This is a genomic window from Cobetia sp. PDI-23MA (assembly GCF_059507735.1).
Genome location: NZ_CM183352.1, coordinates 1,084,984 through 1,104,958, shown reverse-complemented (window position 1 = coordinate 1,104,958; position 19,975 = coordinate 1,084,984). Strand labels below are relative to the sequence as shown.

Here is a 19,975-nt window from a genome sequence, read left to right as displayed (position 1 = left end):
GCCATTCTTTCAGCCATTCGTTCGTTCAGTCATCGCGACGTGGACGAATGGCGGGCGAGGACCCGGACTGGCTCTCGCCCTTGGCTTCGCCCGGTCGCGAGGCAGCCACGCCATTGCCGAACGGCGGCTTCTGCTGAGGGGTATACCGTCCCAGCGCCTCGGCATAACTCAGGGGTCGCCCTTCGTCGCTCCTCTTGCCCTTGCCACGCCAGCCCTGGCGCTTGCCGGCAGCGCCCCGGGGCCGTGATGCGTCGTCATGAGCCTGAGATGCCGCATGGACCTGTGCAGCATGACGCTGAGAAGTCCCGTCGCCCTCTGCCTCGCTACCCGGGTATGCCTGCGACACCACCGGCTCCGATGCCGCTCGGGCGGAATGGGCCAGAGGCTGGAAGCGCGTGACGCGCGGTGTACGCATCAATCGCACCATCAGCCAGACCGCCAGGCCCCAGCAGAGCGTACCCAGCACGCCATAGACGATCATCGCCCAGGCATTACCGGGGCGGTGGCCTGCATTGATGATGATCACACGCGACAGATCGATGTCAGGCCAGCGTTCGGCCAGCAGTGAGCGCTCATCGCCCGGCAGGTCCGTCTCGGCATGCAAAACGGTGCCGAACAGGCCATCGGGGAACTCGATCAGCGGCGGCACGTTTTCCAGGCTCTGCACGGAGTCGGTTCGCACCAGCACGCCCATGCGCTCGATGCGCGGCCATTCTTCCGAGGGGATGCCATCAATGCCCCCGAAGGCGCGTGACAGACCGGCCAACTCCAGCAGATAGGGGTTCATGTCAGAGATGACAGGATAATAGAGCGTCTCGATGCGGCGACCCCCGTCTGCATCGGCATCGAGGCGAAAGGTCTCGGTATGCTCGCGATAGACTGCCCAGTGATTGCGCAGCGAGACGAACTGATTGACCGGCAGGTTGCCCTGCTCCACCGACTCGAGATTCAGCGTTTCGGGGCGCGTGGTCACGCGGCCTACCCAGCGCCCCTCATCGACGGCGAACAGCCAGGCCGCTATCCCGGCGACCACCAGCACCACGGCACTCAACCCGCCCAGACGGCGACGAAGGGTATGTGAAAGACTCATCCGATTGCGTTCCCTGCCAATGCCAGCCTTGATGGGCCGGTCTTCATGTCATGAATGCAGCACTGTACCGCTGCTGTCGTTGGCTCGGGCAGGCGTCAGCACCGGCCCGGGCATCATTGTCGTTCGAGCCGTGCTGCCAATCGATTGCTCTTGTCGCAGTAGCGTTGCCGCAGACGCAAAATCTCCAGTGAATTCGAGGACAGGGCATCCAGCACGTAACGGTTGCAGGCCTGCTCGGCTTCTCGATGCGCCGCCTCGAGCGCCTTGCGCGCCTTGCGCTCTGCCGGTGTCATGCCCGCATAGGGGTCGCGCCGGGGCTTGAAGGTCGCTGCGGCCTTGCAATACATGGTGCGGGTGTCGATATGCGCCGCTCGTCCCCGACGCTGCAAGGCATGGCAGGTCTCGACGAACAGTCGGCTGGCCATGCGCGAGCACTCGCGCTGCTCGACGGCGGTACCGGTCTTTTCCAGATGTGCACAGACCGTCTCATCATCGATGCGCCACAGCTGGTGGCGGAAGTCGATGGTGTAGCCGTAGTAAAGCACCCGTACCTGCTGTACGTGGGAATCGTAGACATCGCTGACATCCCGAGCCTCAAGGTGCGTGACGACCTTGAGAAAGGCCGCCAGCGTCAATGTCACAGGGTCCATGTGTGATCAAGGATACGAACCGTCATCCCATGCGCTCCGTTGCAATGTCGGGAGTGGCCACTCATCCCTAGCGACCTAGCACCAGCCGCGCCCCCAGCAGCACCATGACGGATCCGGTGATGCCCTCCATCCAGCAGGCGACTCGCGGCCTTGCCAGCCAGCGCCCTGCACCGCCGACCATCAGCGCCACGCTGATCTGCCAGAGGTTGGCGATCACGAAGTGGACACCCGCCAGCCACAATGACTTGAGCACGGCCGGGTCGGTCGGCGCGATGAACTGCGGCAGAAAGGCCATGTAGAACACCACCGTCTTGGGGTTGAGCACATTGGACAGGAAGCCCTCTCGCAACGGCTGCCAGCACGATACCTGCTGACGTGTCACGGTGACGTCGACATTCAGCCCGCGTGCGCGCCGAGCACTCTTGAGACTCTTGATGCCCAACCAGATCAGATAGCCCGCTCCGACCAGCTTCAGGGCCGAGAACGCCCATGCCGACTGCAACAGGATCAACGAGATGCCCGCCGACGACACCAACGCGTGCACGAAAAGGCCGGCACAGATCGCGAGACTGGTGAGCACGCCGTCACGCAGGCCGCCGCGAGAGGTATTGCGAATCACCAGCAGGGTGTCGACCCCGGGCGTGACCGTCAGCAAGGTGATGGCCACCACGAAGGACCAGAAGGCAGCATCGAACTGGATGAAATCAAACATGACGAACGTCCTTGCGACAGACCCGCTTCAGTAGCCGAATTCGTGCCCCCATGGCACTGAACAGGCGACCAGTCTAGGCGAGCACGGCCAGCCTGCAAAGCCATCCCCATCAAGATGACAGCCTGTCTTGTCTCTGAATGGTGCACTTCAGTCTTTGGTCTTACGGCGTTGCGACACAACGGCGCAGGCGCTCTCATGAGCCCGCAACTGATGGCACGCGAGAGCCATGTCACGTCATCAAGGATACGAGCCTCGACTCCTAAAATACGCTGCGTCGCTGTTGAGCGACCAACGCAGCCTTCAACCTACCAACCAGAACCCCGTGGCGATATCCAGCAGCAGCACCAGCAAGGCCAGCAGGATGACCAGGCCATCCTCCCCGATCAGCCCCAGGCCCAGCAGCAGCAAGGCTGCCGCCGGCAAGGCCGCGGCGAAGGGCACCAGCTCCAGCGGCACCATGGCCGTGGCCAGCAGGATGGTCAGCATCGCGATACCGCGATAGGCAAGGCCGCGCGTCATGAAGCTCAGGCGTGGCTTGAGCAGACGATCGAGGCGTCGCGTCCAGGGCCTTGCCCGCTCGACGCCATGGGTCAGGCGTCGATGCTCGAAACTGAAGCGCGCCAGCCGACGTGGCAACCACGGCATCTTGCGCCCCAGCAACAGTTGACCCGCGATCAGCACGATGAACAGCGCGCAGGTCGTCGGCACGCCAGGGATCGCCCCGGTCGGCAGCAGTACCAGCAAGGCAGGCAATACCAGCAAGGGGCCGAAGCCTCGGGAGTTGAAGTGCTCCAGAATGTCGCCCAGCGAGATATCCCCTTCGATCTCGCGGTCCAGCTCTTCCAGCAACCCCGTGAGGTTGCCTTCATTGGCGTGCTTGCTCATGCGAGCTCCCTATCGGGAAGATGACAGAGGGTGTGAGGGTCTCGAGCCGTGGCGAGTCAGCTGGTGCCGCCCCGCCACGGTGAATCGTCAGCTGATTGTCAGCCGACCAGACGATCGCCCAGCATGCCGATCATGAACCCCAGCGAGGCACCCAACGGCGGTGACCAGTGATGCGCCACCCGCGACTGGGGCGCAATATTCTGGAAGACGCGGTAGAGAATCCCGCCGCCAAGCGCGGTGATCCCCGCCAGCCAGCTGCGCTTGACGTGACTCTCGTGGCTGCGCTCCAGCTGGGCGATCACGCCACCCAGCGGCATGCACAACCCGGCAGCCCAGGCGAGCGCCACCATGGGCCACGGAATCGATGCCATCATGCTGTCGTCGGGGCCGCTGGACTCGGTCGCGCGCCCAGCACACGCATCAACAGGCTGGTGCCGACGCCCCAGGCGCCATTCAGGATCAGGCCACCGACCACCATCAGTGGCGCGACCTCGATCCCCTTGAGCGGGAAGACGACCAGCATGGCCACTGCCGTCGGGCCGACTGCACCGAAGACGAGGCTGATCAGCCAATGGCTGACGCCCGTTCTGCGTCGTACCAATGCCCACAGCGGCAGCCCCCACAGCCCGCCCCAGAAGGCCAGCGAGAGCACTGACGGGACGCCCAGCGGCCCGGTAGGCGTCATGTTGTAGGGCGCCTTGGGCAGGATATCGGCCAGATAGAAGAGCCCGAAGAGGCCCTGATGGAAGATCAGAGTCGCCAGAAAGGCGGCGATGAAGGCTTTCAACCAGATCATTGTTCACTTCCTTGTCGTCATGTTGATGAAAACATCCGAGCCCCATCACATTAGAGCATGCGAAAACTCGGCACTGCCTTTCCTGCTACGTCACTTCCGTCCCGCTGGATGCAACGCAGGCGTGATCTCTAGCGCTGGGTGGCCGGGGCCTGTTCGGCATGACGCAGCGATATCTGGTCATTGAGTGTCCAGAAGTCATACAGCACGCCGATGAAGAACAGCCCACCGGTGCACAGGTAGAGCAAGCCGGTCAGCCACTTGCCCATGTACATGCGATGGATGCCGAACACGCCCAGGAAGGTGAGCAGAATCCAGCTCAGCGAGTAATTGATCGGGCCTTCGCGAAAACGGAAGTCCGCCTCGCGGTCCATCGCCGGGATCAGGAACAGGTCGATCAACCAGCCGATGCCCAGCAAACCGAAGGTGAACAGCCAGATGGTGCCGGTGACCGGCTTGCCATAGTAGAAGCGGTGCGCGCCGAGGAAACCGAAGATCCACAGCAGATAGCCCATGGTCTTGGAATGCGTGTCCTGTACAACAGGCGATGTGGTCATCAGTTAAGCCTTAGCCGCGATGCGGCAGATCATGATTGCGAATACAGTCAATGCGGTCGTGGCGATGCTGAATCAAGCCGTCCATCACCACTGCGCACCCGAAAACGACAACGCCATCCACGCACTGGCGCGGATGGCGTCTGATGGGCAGATATCTGCCGGTCGAGTGCGAGTCGGTCTCTAGATGACACCCAGCTCGCGCAGACGCTCCTTGAGGTAGGAGTCCGCCGTGTGCTTGTCAGACAGTACCACTTCGGGGCGCGGATGCAGGAACAGCGGCAGCGACAGACGAGACTGGCTGGAACCCTCGCCGGTCGGGTTGATTACGCGATGTGTGGTCGACGGGAAATAGCCACCGCTGGTCTCCTGAAGCATGTCGCCGACATTGATGACCAGCTGACCCGGATCACAGGGCACGTCCATCCACTCGCCATTGACGTCCATCACCTGCAGGCCCGGCTCGTTGGCTGCCGGCAGCACGGTCAACAGATTGATGTCTTCATGCGCCGCGGCACGGACGGCGCCCGGCTCTTCACTGCCGGTCATCGGCGGATAATGCAGCACACGCAACAGCGTCTGGCCGCTGTCCTTGATCATGTTGGAGAGCGGCTCACGGTAGAGCTCCGCCACCTCGGCAGGTGAATGGACTTCGACCCAGCTCAAGAGCTCCGCCGCGAAGGCTTCGGCCTGGCGGTAATACTCCATGGCATTCTCGCGCAGGCTGTCAGGAATCTTGCCCCACGGATAGATGTGGTAGTACTCCTTGAGATCACGCGCCGTATGGCCCTTGGCGGTCTCGGAGACATCTGCCGGGAACAGGCCATCCTGGGTCTTGGGGTCGAAGCGCCAGTCAAGCTTGTCGGCGCTGGAGAAGAATTCGGCCCATTCGGCGTAGATCTTCTCGACCAATTCATGAGAGATCGGATGATTGCGGATGACACCGAAGCCCGTCGTACGCAGGGATTCGACAAATTTTTCGGCGGCGTCGGCCGAGCGGTAATCTACGTTCTGGACCTTCATGGCATTTCCATCTATGTTGGCTCTGTGTGAGCATCCTACTTGAGCCGGGAGGAGTCGCCAATACGGCAACTTTCTGTTCGAATGGAAGCGAGCATGTGCAGCCTTGGCTGCATGCGTAGGTCAAACAGGAAAGGATGTCGTCGCAGGACGTAACGCGTCTCTCTGGTGGAATTCCCCCTAGCCGCACCAACGCACTCTGGTCTGATGGGCAGACCACCAACATCATCTCGTAAGCAAGGAAAGAATCATGGCAACTGGCACAGTAAAGTGGTTTAACGACACCAAAGGTTTCGGCTTCATTTCTCCGGACGACGGCGGCGACGACCTGTTCGCGCACTTCTCTGAAATTCAGGCGGAAGGCTTCAAGTCCCTGCAAGACGGCCAGAAGGTTTCCTTCGACGTCACCCAGGGCAAGAAAGGTCTTCAGGCCGCAAACATCAAGCCGGTCTGATCTTCTCGATCAGCCTGGTCAGGCCGCCCTCACCGGCGCTCTGATGATGGCAGCAAGACAGTCATGGAAAAGCCCGCCTTCTGGCGGGCTTTTTTGTGGACAGGCCTTGGCCTGACTCACGCGTGACGAAGAATCGTCAGCAACAAGAACGCCGCGACCCAAGGGGTCACGGCGTTCTCATCTCGGCGGCCGTGTCACTCGCACTCAGCCAGTGACACAGCTTGCGACATGCATCACGCCAGCATTCGCTGGCCAGTGATTACTGCTGCGCTTCGTCGATGGACTCGTTGGCTTCCTGCTGCGCAGCGTTGATCTTCTCGTTCACTTCGGCAGCAGCGTTGTCGCCAGACTGCTCAGCGGAGTCGGTCAGCTCGGCAGCCTGCTCCTTGGTGGATTCATAGGCATTCTTGGCAGCATCGGCAGTAGCGTCAGCAGCATCGTTGACACCTTCCTTGGCAGACTCATAGGTCTCGGAAGCAGCGTTCTTGGTTGCTTCAAGGGCACTTTCGCTCTCGGCGGCAGCATCATCACCCATGGCATCGGCAGATTCTGCAGCGTCGTCAGCCATGGCATCGGCAGATTCTGCAGCGTCGTCAGCCATGTTGTCGGCCTTGTCAGCAGCAGCATCCATCTCTGCGGCCGCTTCGTCAGCAGCCTGGTCCATCTTCTCGGCAGCGGCGTCAGTCGCTTGATCGACGCTCTGTTCAGCCTGCTCGGCGCTCTGCTCGGCAGAGGTCTCGGCGTTCTGGGCAGCTTTGTCAGTATCGCCGTTATCGCAACCAGCGATGGCCATAGACAGGCCAGCGGCCAGTGCGGGAATCATCCATTGCTTGAGTTTCATCGTCTTCTCCATGATAGGTGGGGAGTTGCCAGCCCCTGTTTCCTGCAAGTGGCATTGCAACAAAGGTCGTGTAGTCATGCAAGCGAAAGCGTGGCTTGGCGCCTGATACGCAAGACATGGTGCCAGACCGACAGCTTTTCAAGCATTTCGCTCTTTTCACAGCAGAATAGTGTTAACGAACACCATTTTCCATCAGCTACCACCAACAATCGCGCCGTGATCACTCGCCGATATCTTCGTTCCAGACGTCCGGCTGCTCGCGAATGAAAGTCGCCATCAATTCGCGGCAGCGCGCGTTGTCGACGACATCGACCTTGACGCCCAGACCCCGCAGGTGGTCTTCCGCGCCCATGAAGGTGTGGTTTTCACCAACCACGACATGCGGGATACCGTAGAGCTGGATGGCACCACTGCACATCGGGCACGGTGACAGCGTGGTGTAGAGCACGGATTCACGATAGACGCTGGCCGGCAGGCGACCGGCGTTCTCCAGTGCATCCATTTCGCCATGCAATACCGTGCTGCCCTTCTGCTGGCGCTGATTGTGGCCACGACCGATGATCTTGCCATCATGGACCAGTACCGAGCCGATCGGCACGCCGCCTGCCGCATAACCCTTTTCCGCCTCTTCAATGGCGGCCTGCAGGAAGCGCTCATGATCGGTAGTCATTGCTGTCATCGTCTTGCTCCAGATGCGGTGAATATTCAGTGGAGCGGCAGCCTACTGCCACTTACTGCTCGGCACAATACACTCAGCCCAGGCCCGCTTCGCCGGTCATCATCTGACGGGCGCGTCTCAGCCCTTCATTGCTGGCGTTGGTGGGCTCGCCGACCTCTGTGGCAAGCTCGCGGAAACTGCCCATGGCACCCAGCAAGGCAGAAGCCTCATAGGGGATGAAGACGCGATCACCTTCGCGCGCCATGTCCGGCAGCACCTGCAGATATTTCTGGCCCAGCATGTAGCCGACCACCAGCTGCGGGTCTTGCGCACCGATGGCATCGCGCAGCTGATAGATGGCCTGACGCTCACCTTCGGCGCGCAGAATCGCGGCCTGCTTGTCACCCTCGGCGCGCAGTACCGAAGACTGCTTCTCGCCCTCGGCGGTCGCGATGGCAGCTTCGCGCTGGCCGTTGGCCTCGGTCACCGTAGCGCGACGCTTGCGCTCGGCCGCCATCTGCAGCCGCATCGCATCCTCGACTTCCTCGGGCATGCTGATGTCCTGGATCTCGACGCGCGTCACCTTGACGCCCCACTTGTCACCGACCTCATCCATGGTGATCTGCAAGGCGTCGTTGACCTCCTTGCGACTCTCGAAGAGCTTGTCGAGCTCCATGCGACCGATCTCGGAGCGCAGGCTGGTCTTGGCCAGGACCTCGATGGCCTGGGTGAAGTTCTCGACTTCATAGACGGCGCGCTTGGGATCGACGATCTGGAAGTAGAGCGCCCCGTTGACGGTCACGGTGACGTTGTCCGTCGTCACCACACTCTGGCCGGGGAAGTCCATTACCGTCTCGCGGCGATCGATGCGGGTCTCCTCCACCACCAAGGGCAGGTTGTCGCCCTTGACCTCACGATAACGGCGGATGGTGATGGAGCGCGGCTTGTCGATGAATGGAATCACCAGATTCACGCCGGACTCCAGTGTGCGGCTGTAGCTGCCGAGGCGTTCGATGACGACGGCTTCCGACTGCTGGACGATCATCAATCCCTTGGCCAGCAGGATTACCACCAGCGCCAGTATGAAAAGAATGATGATGAGTCCCGGACTGATAATCATATTGCTCAACTCCCTTGAACTGGGCCGTATCCGCAAGCCCTTGTGAGATATCCGATCACGCTTGACCCGCTGCCACCACGACCGCGCCGTCGAGCCGCGACCTCATGACGTCTTTGTGCAGTTTCCTTCGAGAAAGACCAATTCTAGACAGACTATTTCGAGACCGATTCCTTCGAGACAGGCTCGACACAGACGGTAATGCCTTCGACGCTGACAATCCTGACCGTGTCCCCTGCTTCCGGCGGCGTCTCCCCCTCCCAGCGTAGCGGATACTCATTGCCTGACACGCGCACAGCAGGTTTGCCGCCGTTGCCGATGATCACCTTGGCCAGCTGCCCGGTCTCCGCGCCACTGCCCAGGGTGCCGTAGGGCGTCTTGGGCAACAGATAGGGATGGATCTTGCGCACGAACAGCGGCACCAGCACGAGGGCCGTGATCGCGACGCTGATCAACTGGATGTTGAGACCCGCCCCCAACCCCGCCGCCAGAGCGCCCCCGAAGGCACTGACACCCAGCGCCAGCAGCACGAACTGCGCACCCAGCAACTCAAGCCCCGCCAGAATCAACGCAAGGATGACCCAGATATGCCACGCTGCCAAACCGACCATGCAATCACTCCCTGAGGTCCTGATTCTCGCCCTGCGCGGCCGAGAGGTTGGAAGAAAACGCTGCCACCAACGCAACGAGCGCAGCCTGAGTAAACCTCAGACTGCGCTCGTGTACCAGCCAGCTCTCATGGCTCAGTCAGCGCGCAATGGCCCGACTGCGGGCTCATGAGTGTGTCAGCAGGACAGCGTCCTGCGGGGCGACCAGACGCAGAGCGCCGGGAATCAGCTGGAATTCGCTGTTCTCGATCAAGTAGCTCTCGCCATCGAGATTCACCGGCAGCGACTCACCACGATAGTGCAGCGAGTCAGTGCGCACATACCGCACGAAATGGCCGCTTTCGGGGAGCGACTCCAGCTCCTCGATCACCTCGCCCACGCGCGCGATGGGAAAGTCGCGAATCACCAGCACATCGAAGCAGCCATCATCAAGCAGCGCCCGAGGCGCCAGCTCCTGCCCGCCGCCCGCCTGACGACCATTGCCGATCGCCAGCACGAACAACGCCAGCTCCTCCTCCACTCCGTTGAGGGTCACGCTGCCACGATAGGGGCGGAAGTCCCACGCCTTGAGCACGCCCATCAGCGAATAGGCCCCGCCACCGAACAGCTTCTTGAGGCCCCCGGGCGTCGAGCGCGTCACCTCGGCACCGAAGCCCGCCGAGGCCATGTTGAGGAAGTAGGCATCATCCAGCTGCACCACATCGACGGCTCGCGCCACCCCTTCGCAGGCCAGCGCCAGCGATTCCGTCACCGGCTCGGGGATGCCGAGCGAGGTCGCCAGATCATTGGCGGTGCCCAACGGCAGGATCGCGACTTCCGGGCGCTTCGCGAGTGGATGCTGCATCAATGCATTGGCGATCAGGTTGAGGGTGCCATCACCGCCACCAACGACCAGCCGCGTGACGCCTTCAGCGACTGCCTCGCCCACCAGCCTCGCGACGTCATCACCCTCGAAGGTCAACCGCACTTCAAGCCCTGCCATACGCTCACGCTGAGCGAAGATGGCCTCACGCAGCTCCGGCTGCTGAGCCTTGTCCCCGTTGAGTATCACGCGCACACGCGCCGCTGATTCCATGGTGCCTCCTTGGCGACATGCGGATCGAGCGACAAGCATACTCTGGTCGGGGGCCTTCAATGAACCATCTCTGCCCTGCGACCCGCCGCGGTTGTCAGCCAGCGAATCCTTCATGCCCGTTCAGCCGCACCGGCAAGCCCTGCCGACTAGACGCCCTGCCGACTAGACGCCCGGCTGACGTCGCGCGCCCAACAGCAGCAACGGCAGCACCATCACCACGCTGATGAGCAGCAGGCCCTGCTGAGGGGCGAGCGGCGTATTGAGCAGCGCCGTTGCCACTACTGCCGAACCGCCGAGCTGGATGCTGCCGAGCAGCGCCGCCGCAGTGCCGGCACGCTCAGCGAAGGCCTCCAGTGCCAGGCTTGATGCCGCCCCGAGTGCCAGCGAGAAGCCGACCGACAGCACAGCCACCGGCACCATGAAGGCAGCGGCAGACAGTGGCAGCCAGGCAAAGGCCGCGCCCTGCATCAGGCCGGAGAGCAGGATGATCGCCAACCCCAGACGCACGGTGGGCTGACGGCCGAGGCGCGTGATCACGCGCGGTGCGAAGAAGAAGGTGATGATATTGATCACGGCATTGCCGCCGAACAGGGCACTGAAGACCAGCTCGGAGTGACCGAGACGCTCGACCAGCAGTTCGGAGGAAGACGACACATACAGCAGGATGGCGCTCATCGCGGCCATCGCGACCAGTGCCTGATACAGGAAGCGCCAGCTGGTCAGCACGGGGCGGTAGCGCGCCCAGTTGTACAGCGGACGCTCCACGACCGTCGTGGCGGGTCGCGTCTCGCCAAAGCTCTTCCACGCCATCAGGCCGACACACAACGCGAAGGCGGCCATGAACAGGAAGTTGGAGCGCCAGCCGAACTGCACCGCCAGCAGGCCGCCCAACACCGGCGCCAGCGCCGGGATGATGCACAGCGCACCATTCAGATAGCTGTACATCCTGGCGCCCTGCTCCGGCGTGTAGCAGTCACGCACGGCCGCGAAGGCTACCGTCACCGTGGCGCACGCTCCCAGCCCCTGCAGGATACGCCCGAGATACAGCATGCTGATGTCCTGAGCCAGCACGGCGACCACCGCGCCGACGAGATAGACCGTCGCGCCACCCAACAGCGCCGGGCGCCGCCCGTAGAGGTCCGTCAACGGGCCGACCAGAATCTGCCCGACACCCACAGCGCCCAGAAACAGCGTCACCGTCATCTGCATCACATCGGTGGGCTGGGCGAATTCACGCGCCATCGCCGGCAATGAGGGCAGATAGATATCGATCGCCAGCGGCGAGAACATCACGCAGCCGACCAGCAACAACAGCAATAGTCGTGCGTTGGGCATGGGCCTTGCGGCTGCAGAGGAAGACACGGACATGGATAATCTCGAGAGTCAGAAGCCAAGGGCGGCCCGACAGAGGGGCCATCAAGAATCCGCAGAGCCTAGCGCCTGCGACTTATGAAGCAAAATGATATTATTTCAGACCTGATATTCCACTGGAGAAACTCATGAGCGCGACAGCTTCGCAGACACCCGCAAGGCCGGTTGCCGCCCAGTCTCCAGCCGCGTCTTCGCTGTCTGCGTCTTCGGGCTCAGCGCCAGCGGCCACGCCCTTCAACACGCGCATCGACCTCAACCTGCTGCAGGTGCTGCAGGTACTGCTGGAAGAATGCAGCGTGACGCGCGCGGCGGGCCGTCTGCACCTCTCGCAGTCTGCCGTCAGCAAGAGTCTGGCACGCCTGCGCGTGATGTTTGATGACGCCCTTTTCATTCGCGAACGCCATGGCCTGCGCCCCACGGCGCGTGCCCTGTCATTGCGTGGTGAGCTGGCCGAGCTGCTCTCGCGTCTCGAGAATCTGAGCGCCCCTGCCACCTTCACCCCCGCCACGAGCCAGCGACGCTTTCAGCTGGCGGTGCTGGAAAGCGCCTGGGCGACCCTGATGCCATCCTGCACGAGGGCACTGACCGATGCGCTGCCGCATGGCAGCCTCGAGATCAGCCGCTGGCAGGCCGATTGCCTGAGCCTGATGGAAAAGGGCCAGCTGGATATCGGGCTTGCCGGACACGATCACAGTGCCGAGACCCTGGGCGAGCCGCCAGCCCTCCCCGTTGGCTTCCAATCGCGCCTGCTGTGGCGCGACGACCATGTGATTCTGGTGCGACGAGATCATCCGCTCACGCGGCGCCATACACCGATGACGCTGAATGAATTCGCGGCCTTGAGTCATGTGCAGGCCACCTGCGAGGGGCGCTCACGCTGGTCGCTGGATGAGCGCCTGGAACAGCACGGCGCACCACGCCGCATCAGCGTGCTGGTGCCGGATTTCCGCGATGCCCTGAGCATCGTCGCGCACAGTGAGCTGGTGTTCTGTGCCCCCAGAAGCTTTGCCCAGGCCAGCAGCGAGCTGCATGGGCTGGCGATTCTTGAGCTACCAATGCGCCTGCCCGCGCTCAGCTACCGATTGATCTGGCATGCCAGCCACGCGCAGGACCCCGGGCACTGCTGGTTGCGACAGTCCCTGCTGACGCACATCCGCAACGCGCATGGGGAAGACGCCGAGGCCGCTGAGCTCTAGAATGGCCCCATTGTGAATTCGCCACCCGCCCTGCGGCACTGGCGTCGATACCCGCACGTCCCATGAGGTTCTGCCATGCGCTCCATCATCCGCCTGTTCTTCCGCACCCTGCGTCTGGTGCTGGCTCCCTTCATGCTGCTCAGCGAGAAGCTGACCCGCGGCACTGCGCTCGAGCGCAGCCCCGCCCAGCAGGCCGGGGTGGACGCCGAGACGGCCAAGCTGGCGCTGTATCAGTTCTCGACCTGCCCGTTCTGCATCAAGGTGCGCAAGCGCATGCATCAGCTGAACCTGAATGTCGAGCAGCGCGACACCCAGCACAATGCCACTCACCGCCAGGCCCTCGAACAGGGGGGCGGTCGCGTCAAGGTGCCGTGCCTGCTGATCACCCACGACGATGGGCGCGAAGAGTGGATGTACGAATCCGACACCATCAATGCCTACCTGCAGGAGCGCTTCGGCAGCGCGGCCTGACAAGATACCGGCTGATACGACGCAGACCGCAAGAGGCCGCTCTCATGAGCGGCCTCTTGCGGTCTGGTGAGCGCGATCACGCGCTTGGGAGCCCCTCTTTCGCCTCTCATCAGGCCAGCGCCTGCGAGACGGGTGCCCGCTTGCGGCGAGCCGCCTGGCGCATCTGATCCAGCGCCCATACTATCGCCAGCGTCAGCGCGACGGCCCCCAGGGTATGCGCCAGCGCCAGATCCAGCGGCAACCACCACAGCACATTGGCGACTCCCAGGCCTGCCTGTACCAGCCAACACCCCAGCGCCCAGCGCCAGGGGTTGTCGCGCGCTGTCGTCCGCCCCGGCAAGTGGCGGCGCTGGCGCCAATACAGCGCCAACAGCACCGCCCCCAGCAACACGGCCCCGCCACGGTGCGCCATGTGGATGGCAGTGCGCGCCTCACCATGCAGCTGCCCATGCAGATAGCTGGGGCCGACATCCTGGGTCAGGTGGAAGCCCTCTCCCCAGTCCATCGCCGGCCAGGCGGCACCATTGCAGGACGGGAAACCTTCACAGGCAAGACCGGCATAATTGCTCGAGGTCCAGCCTCCCAGGGCCAGCTGCCCCAGCAGCAGAGACGCGGCCAGAATAGCCAGCCAGGGCTGACGCCGGATGTGCTTTGCATCAGCGTCCGCATTCTGTTGCTCAGCCGTCACCTTGAGGTGCGCCGCCCGCCGTCTGAGTGATAGCCACAGCAACAGCAATAGGCTCAACACGCTCAGGCCGCCCAGCAGATGCAGCGTCACCACCTGCGGCCACAGCTTCAGCGTCACGGTAAAGGCCCCGAACGCGCCCTGAACCAACAGCATGCCCAACAACAGCCAGCAGCCGGCCAGGGGAAAACGAGCGCGCGCCTGCGTGCCCCAGTGATCAGCAGCCTTTACCTGGCCACTGCCACCCTCGAGGACCTGCGTCTGACGAGCCTCCCGACGGCGAATCCGCCAGCCCAGCGCGAGCAATGCGATCGCCGCAAGCCCGAGCAGGCTCGCCGCATAGCGATGGATCATCTCCGCCCACGCCTTGTAGCCTTCAAGCGGATGATGCGGGCTATGCAAGCTCGCGGTCTGGGCATCCGGCACGACCAGAGCGCCATAACAACCCGGCCAATCGGGGCACCCCAGCCCGGCGTCCACCAGCCGCGTCCAGGCTCCCAGCCCGATCACCAGGATGACCAATCCCAGCATGCTGGCAACCAGTCGCTGACTGCTGCGCCACAGTCGTGCCGTTACCCGCCGGCTCAAAGCCTGCCGGTCGGCAGAACCACTCTTCAGACCAGGCGTCAGCTCAGACGTCAACTCAGGCGTCGCCATCAAGAAGGCCTGCGCAGCTGAGGCTTCATCCGTGGTGGCGTGGCGCAGAAATGGCGGGCGAGGCAGCAACGCCGCCCCTCGTTGGCGGGCCTGCGGTGGATAGCGCTTCTGCATGGCGAGGCGAGACATGGCATATCTCCCTGGTGAAGCGAAAGAAGATCACGTGCGACCTGGCTAGGCGCTAACTATCGAGGCCCGACCTGACGAGGCGCGACCTATCGAGGTCCGACCGGATTACGCTTGAGCAGCCGGCGCACATCCTTCATCACGGCCTGCGGGGTGATCTCGGGCCCGTAGGCGACCACGACCTGCCCGTGAGGGTCGATGAGGCGCAACTGGTGCGGCGCGGAAGTGGTATCGTTCGGCGTTGGCCAGTGCCCGAGCGCCCGTTGCTCGCCCGGCACCTGGGGATGCACAAAGGCCTTTTCAGCCACCACCAGACGGCCCAGGCGCGGCGCCTCCTTGCCAAGTGCGCGATGCAGGCGCCACCAGCGCTCGGCCTGCGCCGCGGCCAGCTGCGGCTGGTTCGGCTCCGGCCAGCTGAGCCAGAAACGCTGCTCATCCGCGCCTCGGGCAGCCAGCGGCGGCATGCCGGGGGCCTCCTTCGCGCTAACAGCGCCGTCAGTCGCGTTTTCTGTGGCGTTTTCGGTGACGTTGTCAGTGGCGTTTTCTGTCACGAGGTAGTCGAGCGACCAGTCCGTGAGCGGCTTGACCTTTGGCAACAGGGCACCGTTTGCCACCCGTCCTTCGGGGATCCCGACCTGTGCGCTCAGCATGGCCCACGCCAAGGGCAGCGGGGCGGACAACAGCCCCAGCAAGGCCACGAGTTTCAGACGCTGTCGCATCACGTGTGTCATCGCTCTCCTCCTGACGACGGCTTCCCTGCTTGCCCGGGTGTGCGGACAACAGACTCAAGACACAAGCACCGGGCGCTAGGCCTGGCGCTGACGCAGCGCGGACTGGCGTTGACGGCGCGCGCCCAGAATCATGACCACCGCCGCCCCCAGGCTGAGCCCCAGCCACTGCAGCGCATAGGCGTAATGACGCTCAGGCGTCATGTTGCTCGGCTGCCACCAGGGCAGGAATCGCCCCTCCCCGCTCGTCTGGTGCAGGACACCCGCAAAGGCCGGTGTGCCCAGCGCCTGCCAGGCGCTCAGATCGACCTGCTGCAGGCGCTGCCCCTCGCGGTTGGGGCCGAACAGTGGGCCACCGCTGTTGCCCTGACCGTTCAGCCACTGCCAGCGACCACTGATCACCCCGGCGCCTGTCGGGGTCGTGAATTCCGGGTCGCTGCGCGGGGCCGGCGATGCCACGAAGCCACGCTCCACCAGCCACCAGCGGCCATCCAGCGTTCGAAAGGGCGTGAGCACCGCCACGCCATGGCGCTTGTCCAGCGTGCGGTTGTCCAGCAGCAGGCTGTGCTCCGCGAGCCACTCGCCGCGTAGCTCGATCAGGCTGGCACTGGCAGGCGGTGCCGTCGGCATCACCAGCTCCGGCGCGCTGGCGGTGTCCTCCAGATGCTGGGCACGCGCCTGGCCACGCATCACCTGCCAGCTGCACAGGCACAGGCCGAGCACGATCAGGCATCCCCAGAACAGCCACCAGGCACGTCCGACCTGGTGCTCCTGCGTCGCCGCCGTTGAAGACGCCTGCGCCGCTGTGGATGGCACCTGCGCCGCTGGCGCTGACTTGCGCTTGTCAGCCGGATGAGCTCGACTGTCACAAGCGAGTGCCGCGCCGTGCTCACCCGCCACTGTCTGCGCCCCGGGAGGTGACATGCTGCTCAAATCGCTGATCGCACTGGTCTTCATCGGCATGCTGGCAAGCCTGGTCGCCGGCGCCGGTTTTCTGCTGCGCGATGGCAGCCGCAGTCGACGCCTGCTGACCTCTCTCAAATGGCGGGTTGGCCTGGCAGTGTGTCTGGTGATTCTGCTGGTCATTGGCTTCTCCACCGGAATGCTGGACTGACATCACACCGCGTGCTGTCAGAACACATAGACGAACAGGAACAGACCGATCCACACCGCATCGACGAAGTGCCAGTACCAGGCAGCCGCTTCGAAGGCGAAGTGACGTTCACTCGAGAAGTGGCCGCGCATCACGCGCACCAGCATCACGATCAGAATCAGGGTACCGATGGTGACATGCAGACCATGGAAACCGGTCAGCAGGAAGAAGGTGCCGCCATAGACCCCCGCCTGCAGCGTCAGCCCCAGGTGGTGCCACGCCTCGTAGTATTCGATGCCCTGCAGGGTCAGAAAGCACAGCCCCAGCACCACGGTGCCCGCCAGCCAGTTGCGCGCGGTGCGCCGGAACTCCATCTTCAGCGCTTCATGCGCCACCGTCAGGGTGACGCTGGAACTGACCAGCAACAGCGTGTTGGCCAGCGGCAGCTGCCAGGGCGACAGCAGCTCTCTGGGTCCGGCGATGCTGGCATCCGGCGGCGTCATCAGGGGCCAGCTGGCGGTGAAGTCCGGCCACAGCAGCGCCGTCACTCCCTTGGCGCCCTCGCCATCGAGCCAGGGCAGCGCGAAGGTTCGCAGATAGAACAGCGCCCCGAAGAAGGCCGCGAAGAACATCAATTCCGAGAAGATGAACCAGGCCATGCCCCAGCGGAACGAGCGGTCCATCTGGTCATCGTAGAGGCCACCCATCGACTCGCGCACCACATCCCGGAACCAGCCCGCCATCACCAGCATCACGGCCAGCAGACCGATGCCTGACAACCAGGCGGCGCTGCCGTGCACCATCCAGATTCCGGTGCCGATCATCATGCCGCCCACCGCCAGCACGCCGAAGATGGGCCAGGCACTGTGGGCCGGGACGTAATAGCTGCCACTGCTCATGTTTCACCTCCTGCAGAATGCTCTGCACCATCGTCCCCCGCGGATGACGGCGTCGTGACCGGATAGAGCGTGTAGGCCAGGGTCAGATCACGAATGCCCTCCGGGAGGTCAGGGTCGACCTGAAAGACCAGCGGCAGCTCGCGCCGCTCGCCTGCTGCCAGCGTCTGCTCCTGGAAGCAGAAGCACATGATCTTGCGCAGATGCAGTGAGCCCTCGGCAGGACTGACACTGGGGACCGCGCGGCCACGCACCGGGTAATCGGCGTGATTGGTGAACACGAAGCGCGCGCGGTACTGGCCACCGGGGTGGATGCGGAACTGCTCATCCAGCGCCTCGAGCGTCCACGGCAGGCCCTGCCCCTGCTGGGTGATGAAGCGCACCGAGACCCAGCGGCTCTCGTCGATCTCCATCGCCACCGCGGCCCTGGCCTGACTGGCCGCCTTGCCATTCAGGCCGGTGAGATTGCAGAAGACGTCATAGAGCGGCACCAGCGCGAAGGCGAAGCCCAGCATCGCGACCAGCGCCAGCAGCGTGCGCCGCACGGTACGTGCCACTGCCTGTTGCTGTTGTGCTGCGTGATCGCGTGAGGGCATGTCACTCTCCTGGCCGCTGTCCATCGCTCAGCGGATGATCTGGCCATCGCGGGTCTGCGGAGGAATCTCGAAGGTATGCAGCGGCGCTGGGCTCGGCACGCTCCACTCCAGGTCCACCGCGCCCTCCCAGGCACACGCCGGCGCCCTGACGCCGCCGCGCGCGCACTTGACGATCACGACCAGGAACAGCAGCTGCGAGATACCGAACAGGAAGGCGCCGATGCTGGACAGCATGTTGAAGTCGGCGAATTGCAGCGCGTAATCCGGAATGCGGCGCGGCATGCCGGCCAGCCCCGAGAAGTGCATCGGGAAGAAGGTCAGGTTGACGCCGATGACCGACAGCCAGAAATGCCACTTGGAGAGCCCCTCATGGGGATAGAAGCCGGTCCACTTGGGCAGCCAGTAGTAGGCTCCGGCGAGAATCGCGAACAGCGCGCCGGGCACCAGCACATAGTGGAAATGCGCCACCACGAAGTAGGTGTCGTGGTACTGGAAATCCGCCGGGGCGATGGCCAGCATCAGGCCCGAGAAGCCGCCGATGGTGAACTGGACGATGAAGGCGATCGCAAACAGCATCGGGGGCTCGAAGCTTAAGGAGCCGCGGAACATGGTGGCGATCCAGTTGAAGACCTTCACCCCGGTCGGCACCGCGATCAGCATCGTCGTGTACATGAAGAACAGCTCCGCCACCAATGGCAGGCCGACGGCGAACATGTGATGCGCCCAGACCAGGAAGGACATGATCGCGATGGAGCCGGTGGCGTAGACCATCGAGGCGTAACCGAACAGCCGCTTGCGCGAGAAGGTCGGCACGATGGCGGACACGATGCCGAAGGCCGGCAGGATCATGATGTAGACCTCGGGATGCCCGAAGAACCAGAACAGATGCTGGAAAAGCACCGGGTCGCCGCCACCGGCGGCATTGAAGTAGCTGGTGCCGAAGTTGATGTCGAACAGCATCATGGTGATGGCGCCCGCCAGCACCGGCATCACCGCGATCAGCAGGAAGGCGGTGATCAGCCAGGTCCAGACGAACAGCGGCATGTCCATCAGGCGCATGCCCGGGGCACGCAGATTGAGGATGGTGGCGATGATGTTGATGGCGCCGAGAATCGAGCTGATGCCGGCGATGTGCAACGAGAAGATGAAGAAGCTGGTCGAGGGCGGCGCATAGGTGGTGGACAGCGGCGCGTAGAAGGTCCAGCCGAAGTTGGGGCCACCGCCCTCCATCAGCAGGGTGGAAAGCAGCAACAGGAAGGCGACCGGCAACAACCAGAAGCTGAAGTTGTTGAGGCGCGGCAGCGCCATGTCGGGCGCGCCGATCTGCAGCGGAATCATCCAGTTGGCCAGCCCGGTGAAGGCCGGCATGATGGCGCCGAACACCATGATCAACCCATGCATGGTGGTCATCTGGTTGAAGAACTCCGGCTGCACCATCTGCAGGCCGGGCTGGAACAGCTCGGTGCGGATCACCAGCGCCATGATGCCGCCGATGAACAGCATGCTCAGTGAGAAGATCAGATAGAGGGTACCGATATCCTTATGATTGGTGGTCAGCAGCCAGCGCAGCATGCCGCGTGGCGCGCTGCCGTGGCCCTCGCCCACATGAGCACCACCTGCGGTGGCCCCCTCGCTCTCGCTGGCCTGAAGTACCGCCTTGCGTGGCTGTTCGCTGGCCATGACACGCCTCCTGAATGCG

The 19,975-nt window shown here is 63.4% G+C and carries 24 protein-coding genes; 4 read left to right on the top strand and 20 right to left on the bottom strand.

The features are described from left to right. Positions 1-25: 25 nt before the first annotated feature. The 8 genes from AC5WNJ_RS04765 to AC5WNJ_RS04730 form a co-directional block, all read right to left on the bottom strand. Positions 26-1,090 (bottom strand): hypothetical protein, encoded by a 1,065-nt coding sequence (locus AC5WNJ_RS04765; RefSeq protein ID WP_495930517.1) that lies wholly within the window; start codon positions 1,088-1,090, stop codon positions 26-28. A 113-nt stretch (positions 1,091-1,203) separates the two neighbouring features. Beyond that, positions 1,204-1,740 carry a hypothetical protein gene (locus tag AC5WNJ_RS04760; RefSeq protein ID WP_495930516.1) on the bottom strand — a complete coding sequence of 179 codons (537 nt, stop codon included), beginning with the start codon at positions 1,738-1,740 and terminating at the stop codon, positions 1,204-1,206. A 67-nt stretch (positions 1,741-1,807) separates the two neighbouring features. Beyond that, complete coding sequence (locus AC5WNJ_RS04755) at positions 1,808-2,452, bottom strand: LysE family translocator (RefSeq protein ID WP_495930515.1); 645 nt, start codon at positions 2,450-2,452, stop codon at positions 1,808-1,810. 300 nt (positions 2,453-2,752) lie between these two features. Further along, on the bottom strand, positions 2,753-3,337 hold the full coding sequence (locus AC5WNJ_RS04750; protein ID WP_176676491.1) for an exopolysaccharide biosynthesis protein: 585 nt from the start codon (positions 3,335-3,337) through the stop codon (positions 2,753-2,755). A 98-nt stretch (positions 3,338-3,435) separates the two neighbouring features. Beyond that, a complete protein-coding gene (locus tag AC5WNJ_RS04745; protein WP_495930514.1) occupies positions 3,436-3,708 on the bottom strand; it encodes a hypothetical protein in 273 nt (90 codons plus the stop codon). Next, complete coding sequence (locus AC5WNJ_RS04740) at positions 3,708-4,133, bottom strand: hypothetical protein (RefSeq protein WP_054554953.1); 426 nt, start codon at positions 4,131-4,133, stop codon at positions 3,708-3,710. The genes AC5WNJ_RS04745 and AC5WNJ_RS04740 overlap by 1 nt, the downstream gene beginning before the upstream one ends. Positions 4,134-4,261: 128 nt before the next feature. Then, positions 4,262-4,687, bottom strand: a complete 426-nt coding sequence (locus AC5WNJ_RS04735; protein ID WP_043335505.1) for an NINE protein — start codon at positions 4,685-4,687, stop codon at positions 4,262-4,264. Between the two features lie 180 nt (positions 4,688-4,867). Continuing rightward, the gene (locus tag AC5WNJ_RS04730; protein WP_176676488.1) at positions 4,868-5,707 is read right to left on the bottom strand and encodes an isopenicillin N synthase family dioxygenase; all 840 of its coding nucleotides are present in this window, start codon (positions 5,705-5,707) and stop codon (positions 4,868-4,870) included. Positions 5,708-5,954: 247 nt separating this feature from the next. Here AC5WNJ_RS04730 and AC5WNJ_RS04725 point away from each other — a divergent pair, with 247 nt between their 5' ends. Then, positions 5,955-6,158, top strand: coding sequence for a cold-shock protein (locus AC5WNJ_RS04725; protein ID WP_043335501.1), 204 nt, complete (start codon positions 5,955-5,957; stop codon positions 6,156-6,158). A 259-nt stretch (positions 6,159-6,417) separates the two neighbouring features. On the opposite strand, the gene AC5WNJ_RS04720 is transcribed toward AC5WNJ_RS04725, so the two are convergent. The 6 genes from AC5WNJ_RS04720 to AC5WNJ_RS04695 form a co-directional block, all read right to left on the bottom strand. Then, positions 6,418-6,999 carry a hypothetical protein gene (locus AC5WNJ_RS04720; RefSeq protein WP_495930513.1) on the bottom strand — a complete coding sequence of 194 codons (582 nt, stop codon included), beginning with the start codon at positions 6,997-6,999 and terminating at the stop codon, positions 6,418-6,420. A 220-nt stretch (positions 7,000-7,219) separates the two neighbouring features. After that, positions 7,220-7,678 (bottom strand): nucleoside deaminase, encoded by a 459-nt coding sequence (locus AC5WNJ_RS04715; RefSeq protein WP_373456560.1) that lies wholly within the window; start codon positions 7,676-7,678, stop codon positions 7,220-7,222. 73 nt (positions 7,679-7,751) lie between these two features. Further along, complete coding sequence (locus AC5WNJ_RS04710) at positions 7,752-8,777, bottom strand: SPFH domain-containing protein (RefSeq protein ID WP_176676486.1); 1,026 nt, start codon at positions 8,775-8,777, stop codon at positions 7,752-7,754. A gap of 152 nt (positions 8,778-8,929) precedes the next feature. Then, positions 8,930-9,385: an NfeD family protein gene (locus tag AC5WNJ_RS04705; RefSeq protein WP_176676485.1), complete on the bottom strand. Its 456-nt coding sequence runs from the start codon at positions 9,383-9,385 to the stop codon at positions 8,930-8,932. 163 nt (positions 9,386-9,548) lie between these two features. Then, positions 9,549-10,457: a lipid kinase YegS gene (gene yegS, locus AC5WNJ_RS04700; RefSeq protein ID WP_495930512.1), complete on the bottom strand. Its 909-nt coding sequence runs from the start codon at positions 10,455-10,457 to the stop codon at positions 9,549-9,551. A 162-nt stretch (positions 10,458-10,619) separates the two neighbouring features. Beyond that, complete coding sequence (locus tag AC5WNJ_RS04695; RefSeq protein WP_495930511.1) at positions 10,620-11,825, bottom strand: multidrug effflux MFS transporter; 1,206 nt, start codon at positions 11,823-11,825, stop codon at positions 10,620-10,622. 131 nt (positions 11,826-11,956) lie between these two features. On the opposite strand from AC5WNJ_RS04695, the gene AC5WNJ_RS04690 reads away from it, so the two are divergent. Beyond that, a complete protein-coding gene (locus tag AC5WNJ_RS04690) occupies positions 11,957-13,024 on the top strand; it encodes a LysR family transcriptional regulator (protein ID WP_495930510.1) in 1,068 nt (355 codons plus the stop codon). 75 nt (positions 13,025-13,099) lie between these two features. Then, positions 13,100-13,495: a glutathione S-transferase N-terminal domain-containing protein gene (locus tag AC5WNJ_RS04685; RefSeq protein ID WP_176676482.1), complete on the top strand. Its 396-nt coding sequence runs from the start codon at positions 13,100-13,102 to the stop codon at positions 13,493-13,495. Positions 13,496-13,604: 109 nt separating this feature from the next. Here AC5WNJ_RS04685 and AC5WNJ_RS04680 read toward each other — a convergent pair whose 3' ends face one another. The 3 genes from AC5WNJ_RS04680 to AC5WNJ_RS04670 all read right to left on the bottom strand — a co-directional run bounded on the left by AC5WNJ_RS04680 (position 13,605) and on the right by AC5WNJ_RS04670 (position 16,615). After that, a complete protein-coding gene (locus AC5WNJ_RS04680; protein WP_495931021.1) occupies positions 13,605-14,711 on the bottom strand; it encodes a COX15/CtaA family protein in 1,107 nt (368 codons plus the stop codon). 341 nt (positions 14,712-15,052) lie between these two features. Then, entirely contained in the window at positions 15,053-15,694 is a 642-nt protein-coding gene (locus AC5WNJ_RS04675) for a redox-active disulfide-containing membrane protein (RefSeq protein WP_253062661.1), read from the bottom strand. 75 nt (positions 15,695-15,769) lie between these two features. Further along, positions 15,770-16,615, bottom strand: a complete 846-nt coding sequence (locus AC5WNJ_RS04670) for an SURF1 family protein (protein ID WP_495930509.1) — start codon at positions 16,613-16,615, stop codon at positions 15,770-15,772. On the opposite strand from AC5WNJ_RS04670, the gene AC5WNJ_RS04665 reads away from it, so the two are divergent. Continuing rightward, the gene (locus AC5WNJ_RS04665; protein WP_043337068.1) at positions 16,614-16,805 is read left to right on the top strand and encodes a DUF2909 domain-containing protein; all 192 of its coding nucleotides are present in this window, start codon (positions 16,614-16,616) and stop codon (positions 16,803-16,805) included. The genes AC5WNJ_RS04670 and AC5WNJ_RS04665 overlap by 2 nt on opposite strands. Positions 16,806-16,822: 17 nt before the next feature. On the opposite strand, the gene AC5WNJ_RS04660 is transcribed toward AC5WNJ_RS04665, so the two are convergent. Genes AC5WNJ_RS04660 through ctaD form a run of 3 tightly spaced genes read right to left on the bottom strand, consistent with a single transcriptional unit; the run spans position 16,823 to position 19,956 of the window. Further along, positions 16,823-17,683, bottom strand: coding sequence for a cytochrome c oxidase subunit 3 (locus tag AC5WNJ_RS04660; RefSeq protein ID WP_495930508.1), 861 nt, complete (start codon positions 17,681-17,683; stop codon positions 16,823-16,825). Continuing rightward, positions 17,680-18,276 (bottom strand): cytochrome c oxidase assembly protein, encoded by a 597-nt coding sequence (locus AC5WNJ_RS04655; RefSeq protein WP_495930507.1) that lies wholly within the window; start codon positions 18,274-18,276, stop codon positions 17,680-17,682. Before AC5WNJ_RS04655 ends, AC5WNJ_RS04660 begins: the two co-directional genes overlap by 4 nt. Positions 18,277-18,303: 27 nt before the next feature. Beyond that, complete coding sequence (ctaD, locus tag AC5WNJ_RS04650; RefSeq protein ID WP_175088149.1) at positions 18,304-19,956, bottom strand: cytochrome c oxidase subunit I; 1,653 nt, start codon at positions 19,954-19,956, stop codon at positions 18,304-18,306. Between the last annotated feature and the right edge of the window lie 19 nt (positions 19,957-19,975).

What these genes read in the sequence shown, in the direction of transcription:
- AC5WNJ_RS04765 (WP_495930517.1), bottom strand. Translation starts at nt 1,090, where the DNA reads ATGAGTCTTTCACATACCCTTCGTCGCCGTCTGGGCGGGTTGAGTGCC.
- AC5WNJ_RS04760 (WP_495930516.1), bottom strand. Translation starts at nt 1,740, where the DNA reads ATGGACCCTGTGACATTGACGCTGGCGGCCTTTCTCAAGGTCGTCACG.
- AC5WNJ_RS04755 (WP_495930515.1), bottom strand. Translation starts at nt 2,452, where the DNA reads ATGTTTGATTTCATCCAGTTCGATGCTGCCTTCTGGTCCTTCGTGGTG.
- AC5WNJ_RS04750 (WP_176676491.1), bottom strand. Translation starts at nt 3,337, where the DNA reads ATGAGCAAGCACGCCAATGAAGGCAACCTCACGGGGTTGCTGGAAGAG.
- AC5WNJ_RS04745 (WP_495930514.1), bottom strand. Translation starts at nt 3,708, where the DNA reads ATGGCATCGATTCCGTGGCCCATGGTGGCGCTCGCCTGGGCTGCCGGG.
- AC5WNJ_RS04740 (WP_054554953.1), bottom strand. Translation starts at nt 4,133, where the DNA reads ATGATCTGGTTGAAAGCCTTCATCGCCGCCTTTCTGGCGACTCTGATC.
- AC5WNJ_RS04735 (WP_043335505.1), bottom strand. Translation starts at nt 4,687, where the DNA reads ATGACCACATCGCCTGTTGTACAGGACACGCATTCCAAGACCATGGGC.
- AC5WNJ_RS04730 (WP_176676488.1), bottom strand. Translation starts at nt 5,707, where the DNA reads ATGAAGGTCCAGAACGTAGATTACCGCTCGGCCGACGCCGCCGAAAAA.
- AC5WNJ_RS04725 (WP_043335501.1), top strand. Translation starts at nt 5,955, where the DNA reads ATGGCAACTGGCACAGTAAAGTGGTTTAACGACACCAAAGGTTTCGGC.
- AC5WNJ_RS04720 (WP_495930513.1), bottom strand. Translation starts at nt 6,999, where the DNA reads ATGAAACTCAAGCAATGGATGATTCCCGCACTGGCCGCTGGCCTGTCT.
- AC5WNJ_RS04715 (WP_373456560.1), bottom strand. Translation starts at nt 7,678, where the DNA reads ATGACAGCAATGACTACCGATCATGAGCGCTTCCTGCAGGCCGCCATT.
- AC5WNJ_RS04710 (WP_176676486.1), bottom strand. Translation starts at nt 8,777, where the DNA reads ATGATTATCAGTCCGGGACTCATCATCATTCTTTTCATACTGGCGCTG.
- AC5WNJ_RS04705 (WP_176676485.1), bottom strand. Translation starts at nt 9,385, where the DNA reads ATGGTCGGTTTGGCAGCGTGGCATATCTGGGTCATCCTTGCGTTGATT.
- yegS (WP_495930512.1), bottom strand. Translation starts at nt 10,457, where the DNA reads ATGGAATCAGCGGCGCGTGTGCGCGTGATACTCAACGGGGACAAGGCT.
- AC5WNJ_RS04695 (WP_495930511.1), bottom strand. Translation starts at nt 11,825, where the DNA reads ATGTCCGTGTCTTCCTCTGCAGCCGCAAGGCCCATGCCCAACGCACGA.
- AC5WNJ_RS04690 (WP_495930510.1), top strand. Translation starts at nt 11,957, where the DNA reads ATGAGCGCGACAGCTTCGCAGACACCCGCAAGGCCGGTTGCCGCCCAG.
- AC5WNJ_RS04685 (WP_176676482.1), top strand. Translation starts at nt 13,100, where the DNA reads ATGCGCTCCATCATCCGCCTGTTCTTCCGCACCCTGCGTCTGGTGCTG.
- AC5WNJ_RS04680 (WP_495931021.1), bottom strand. Translation starts at nt 14,711, where the DNA reads ATGCTGGGATTGGTCATCCTGGTGATCGGGCTGGGAGCCTGGACGCGG.
- AC5WNJ_RS04675 (WP_253062661.1), bottom strand. Translation starts at nt 15,694, where the DNA reads ATGACACACGTGATGCGACAGCGTCTGAAACTCGTGGCCTTGCTGGGG.
- AC5WNJ_RS04665 (WP_043337068.1), top strand. Translation starts at nt 16,614, where the DNA reads ATGCTGCTCAAATCGCTGATCGCACTGGTCTTCATCGGCATGCTGGCA.
- AC5WNJ_RS04670 (WP_495930509.1), bottom strand. Translation starts at nt 16,615, where the DNA reads ATGTCACCTCCCGGGGCGCAGACAGTGGCGGGTGAGCACGGCGCGGCA.
- AC5WNJ_RS04660 (WP_495930508.1), bottom strand. Translation starts at nt 17,683, where the DNA reads ATGAGCAGTGGCAGCTATTACGTCCCGGCCCACAGTGCCTGGCCCATC.
- AC5WNJ_RS04655 (WP_495930507.1), bottom strand. Translation starts at nt 18,276, where the DNA reads ATGCCCTCACGCGATCACGCAGCACAACAGCAACAGGCAGTGGCACGT.
- ctaD (WP_175088149.1), bottom strand. Translation starts at nt 19,956, where the DNA reads ATGGCCAGCGAACAGCCACGCAAGGCGGTACTTCAGGCCAGCGAGAGC.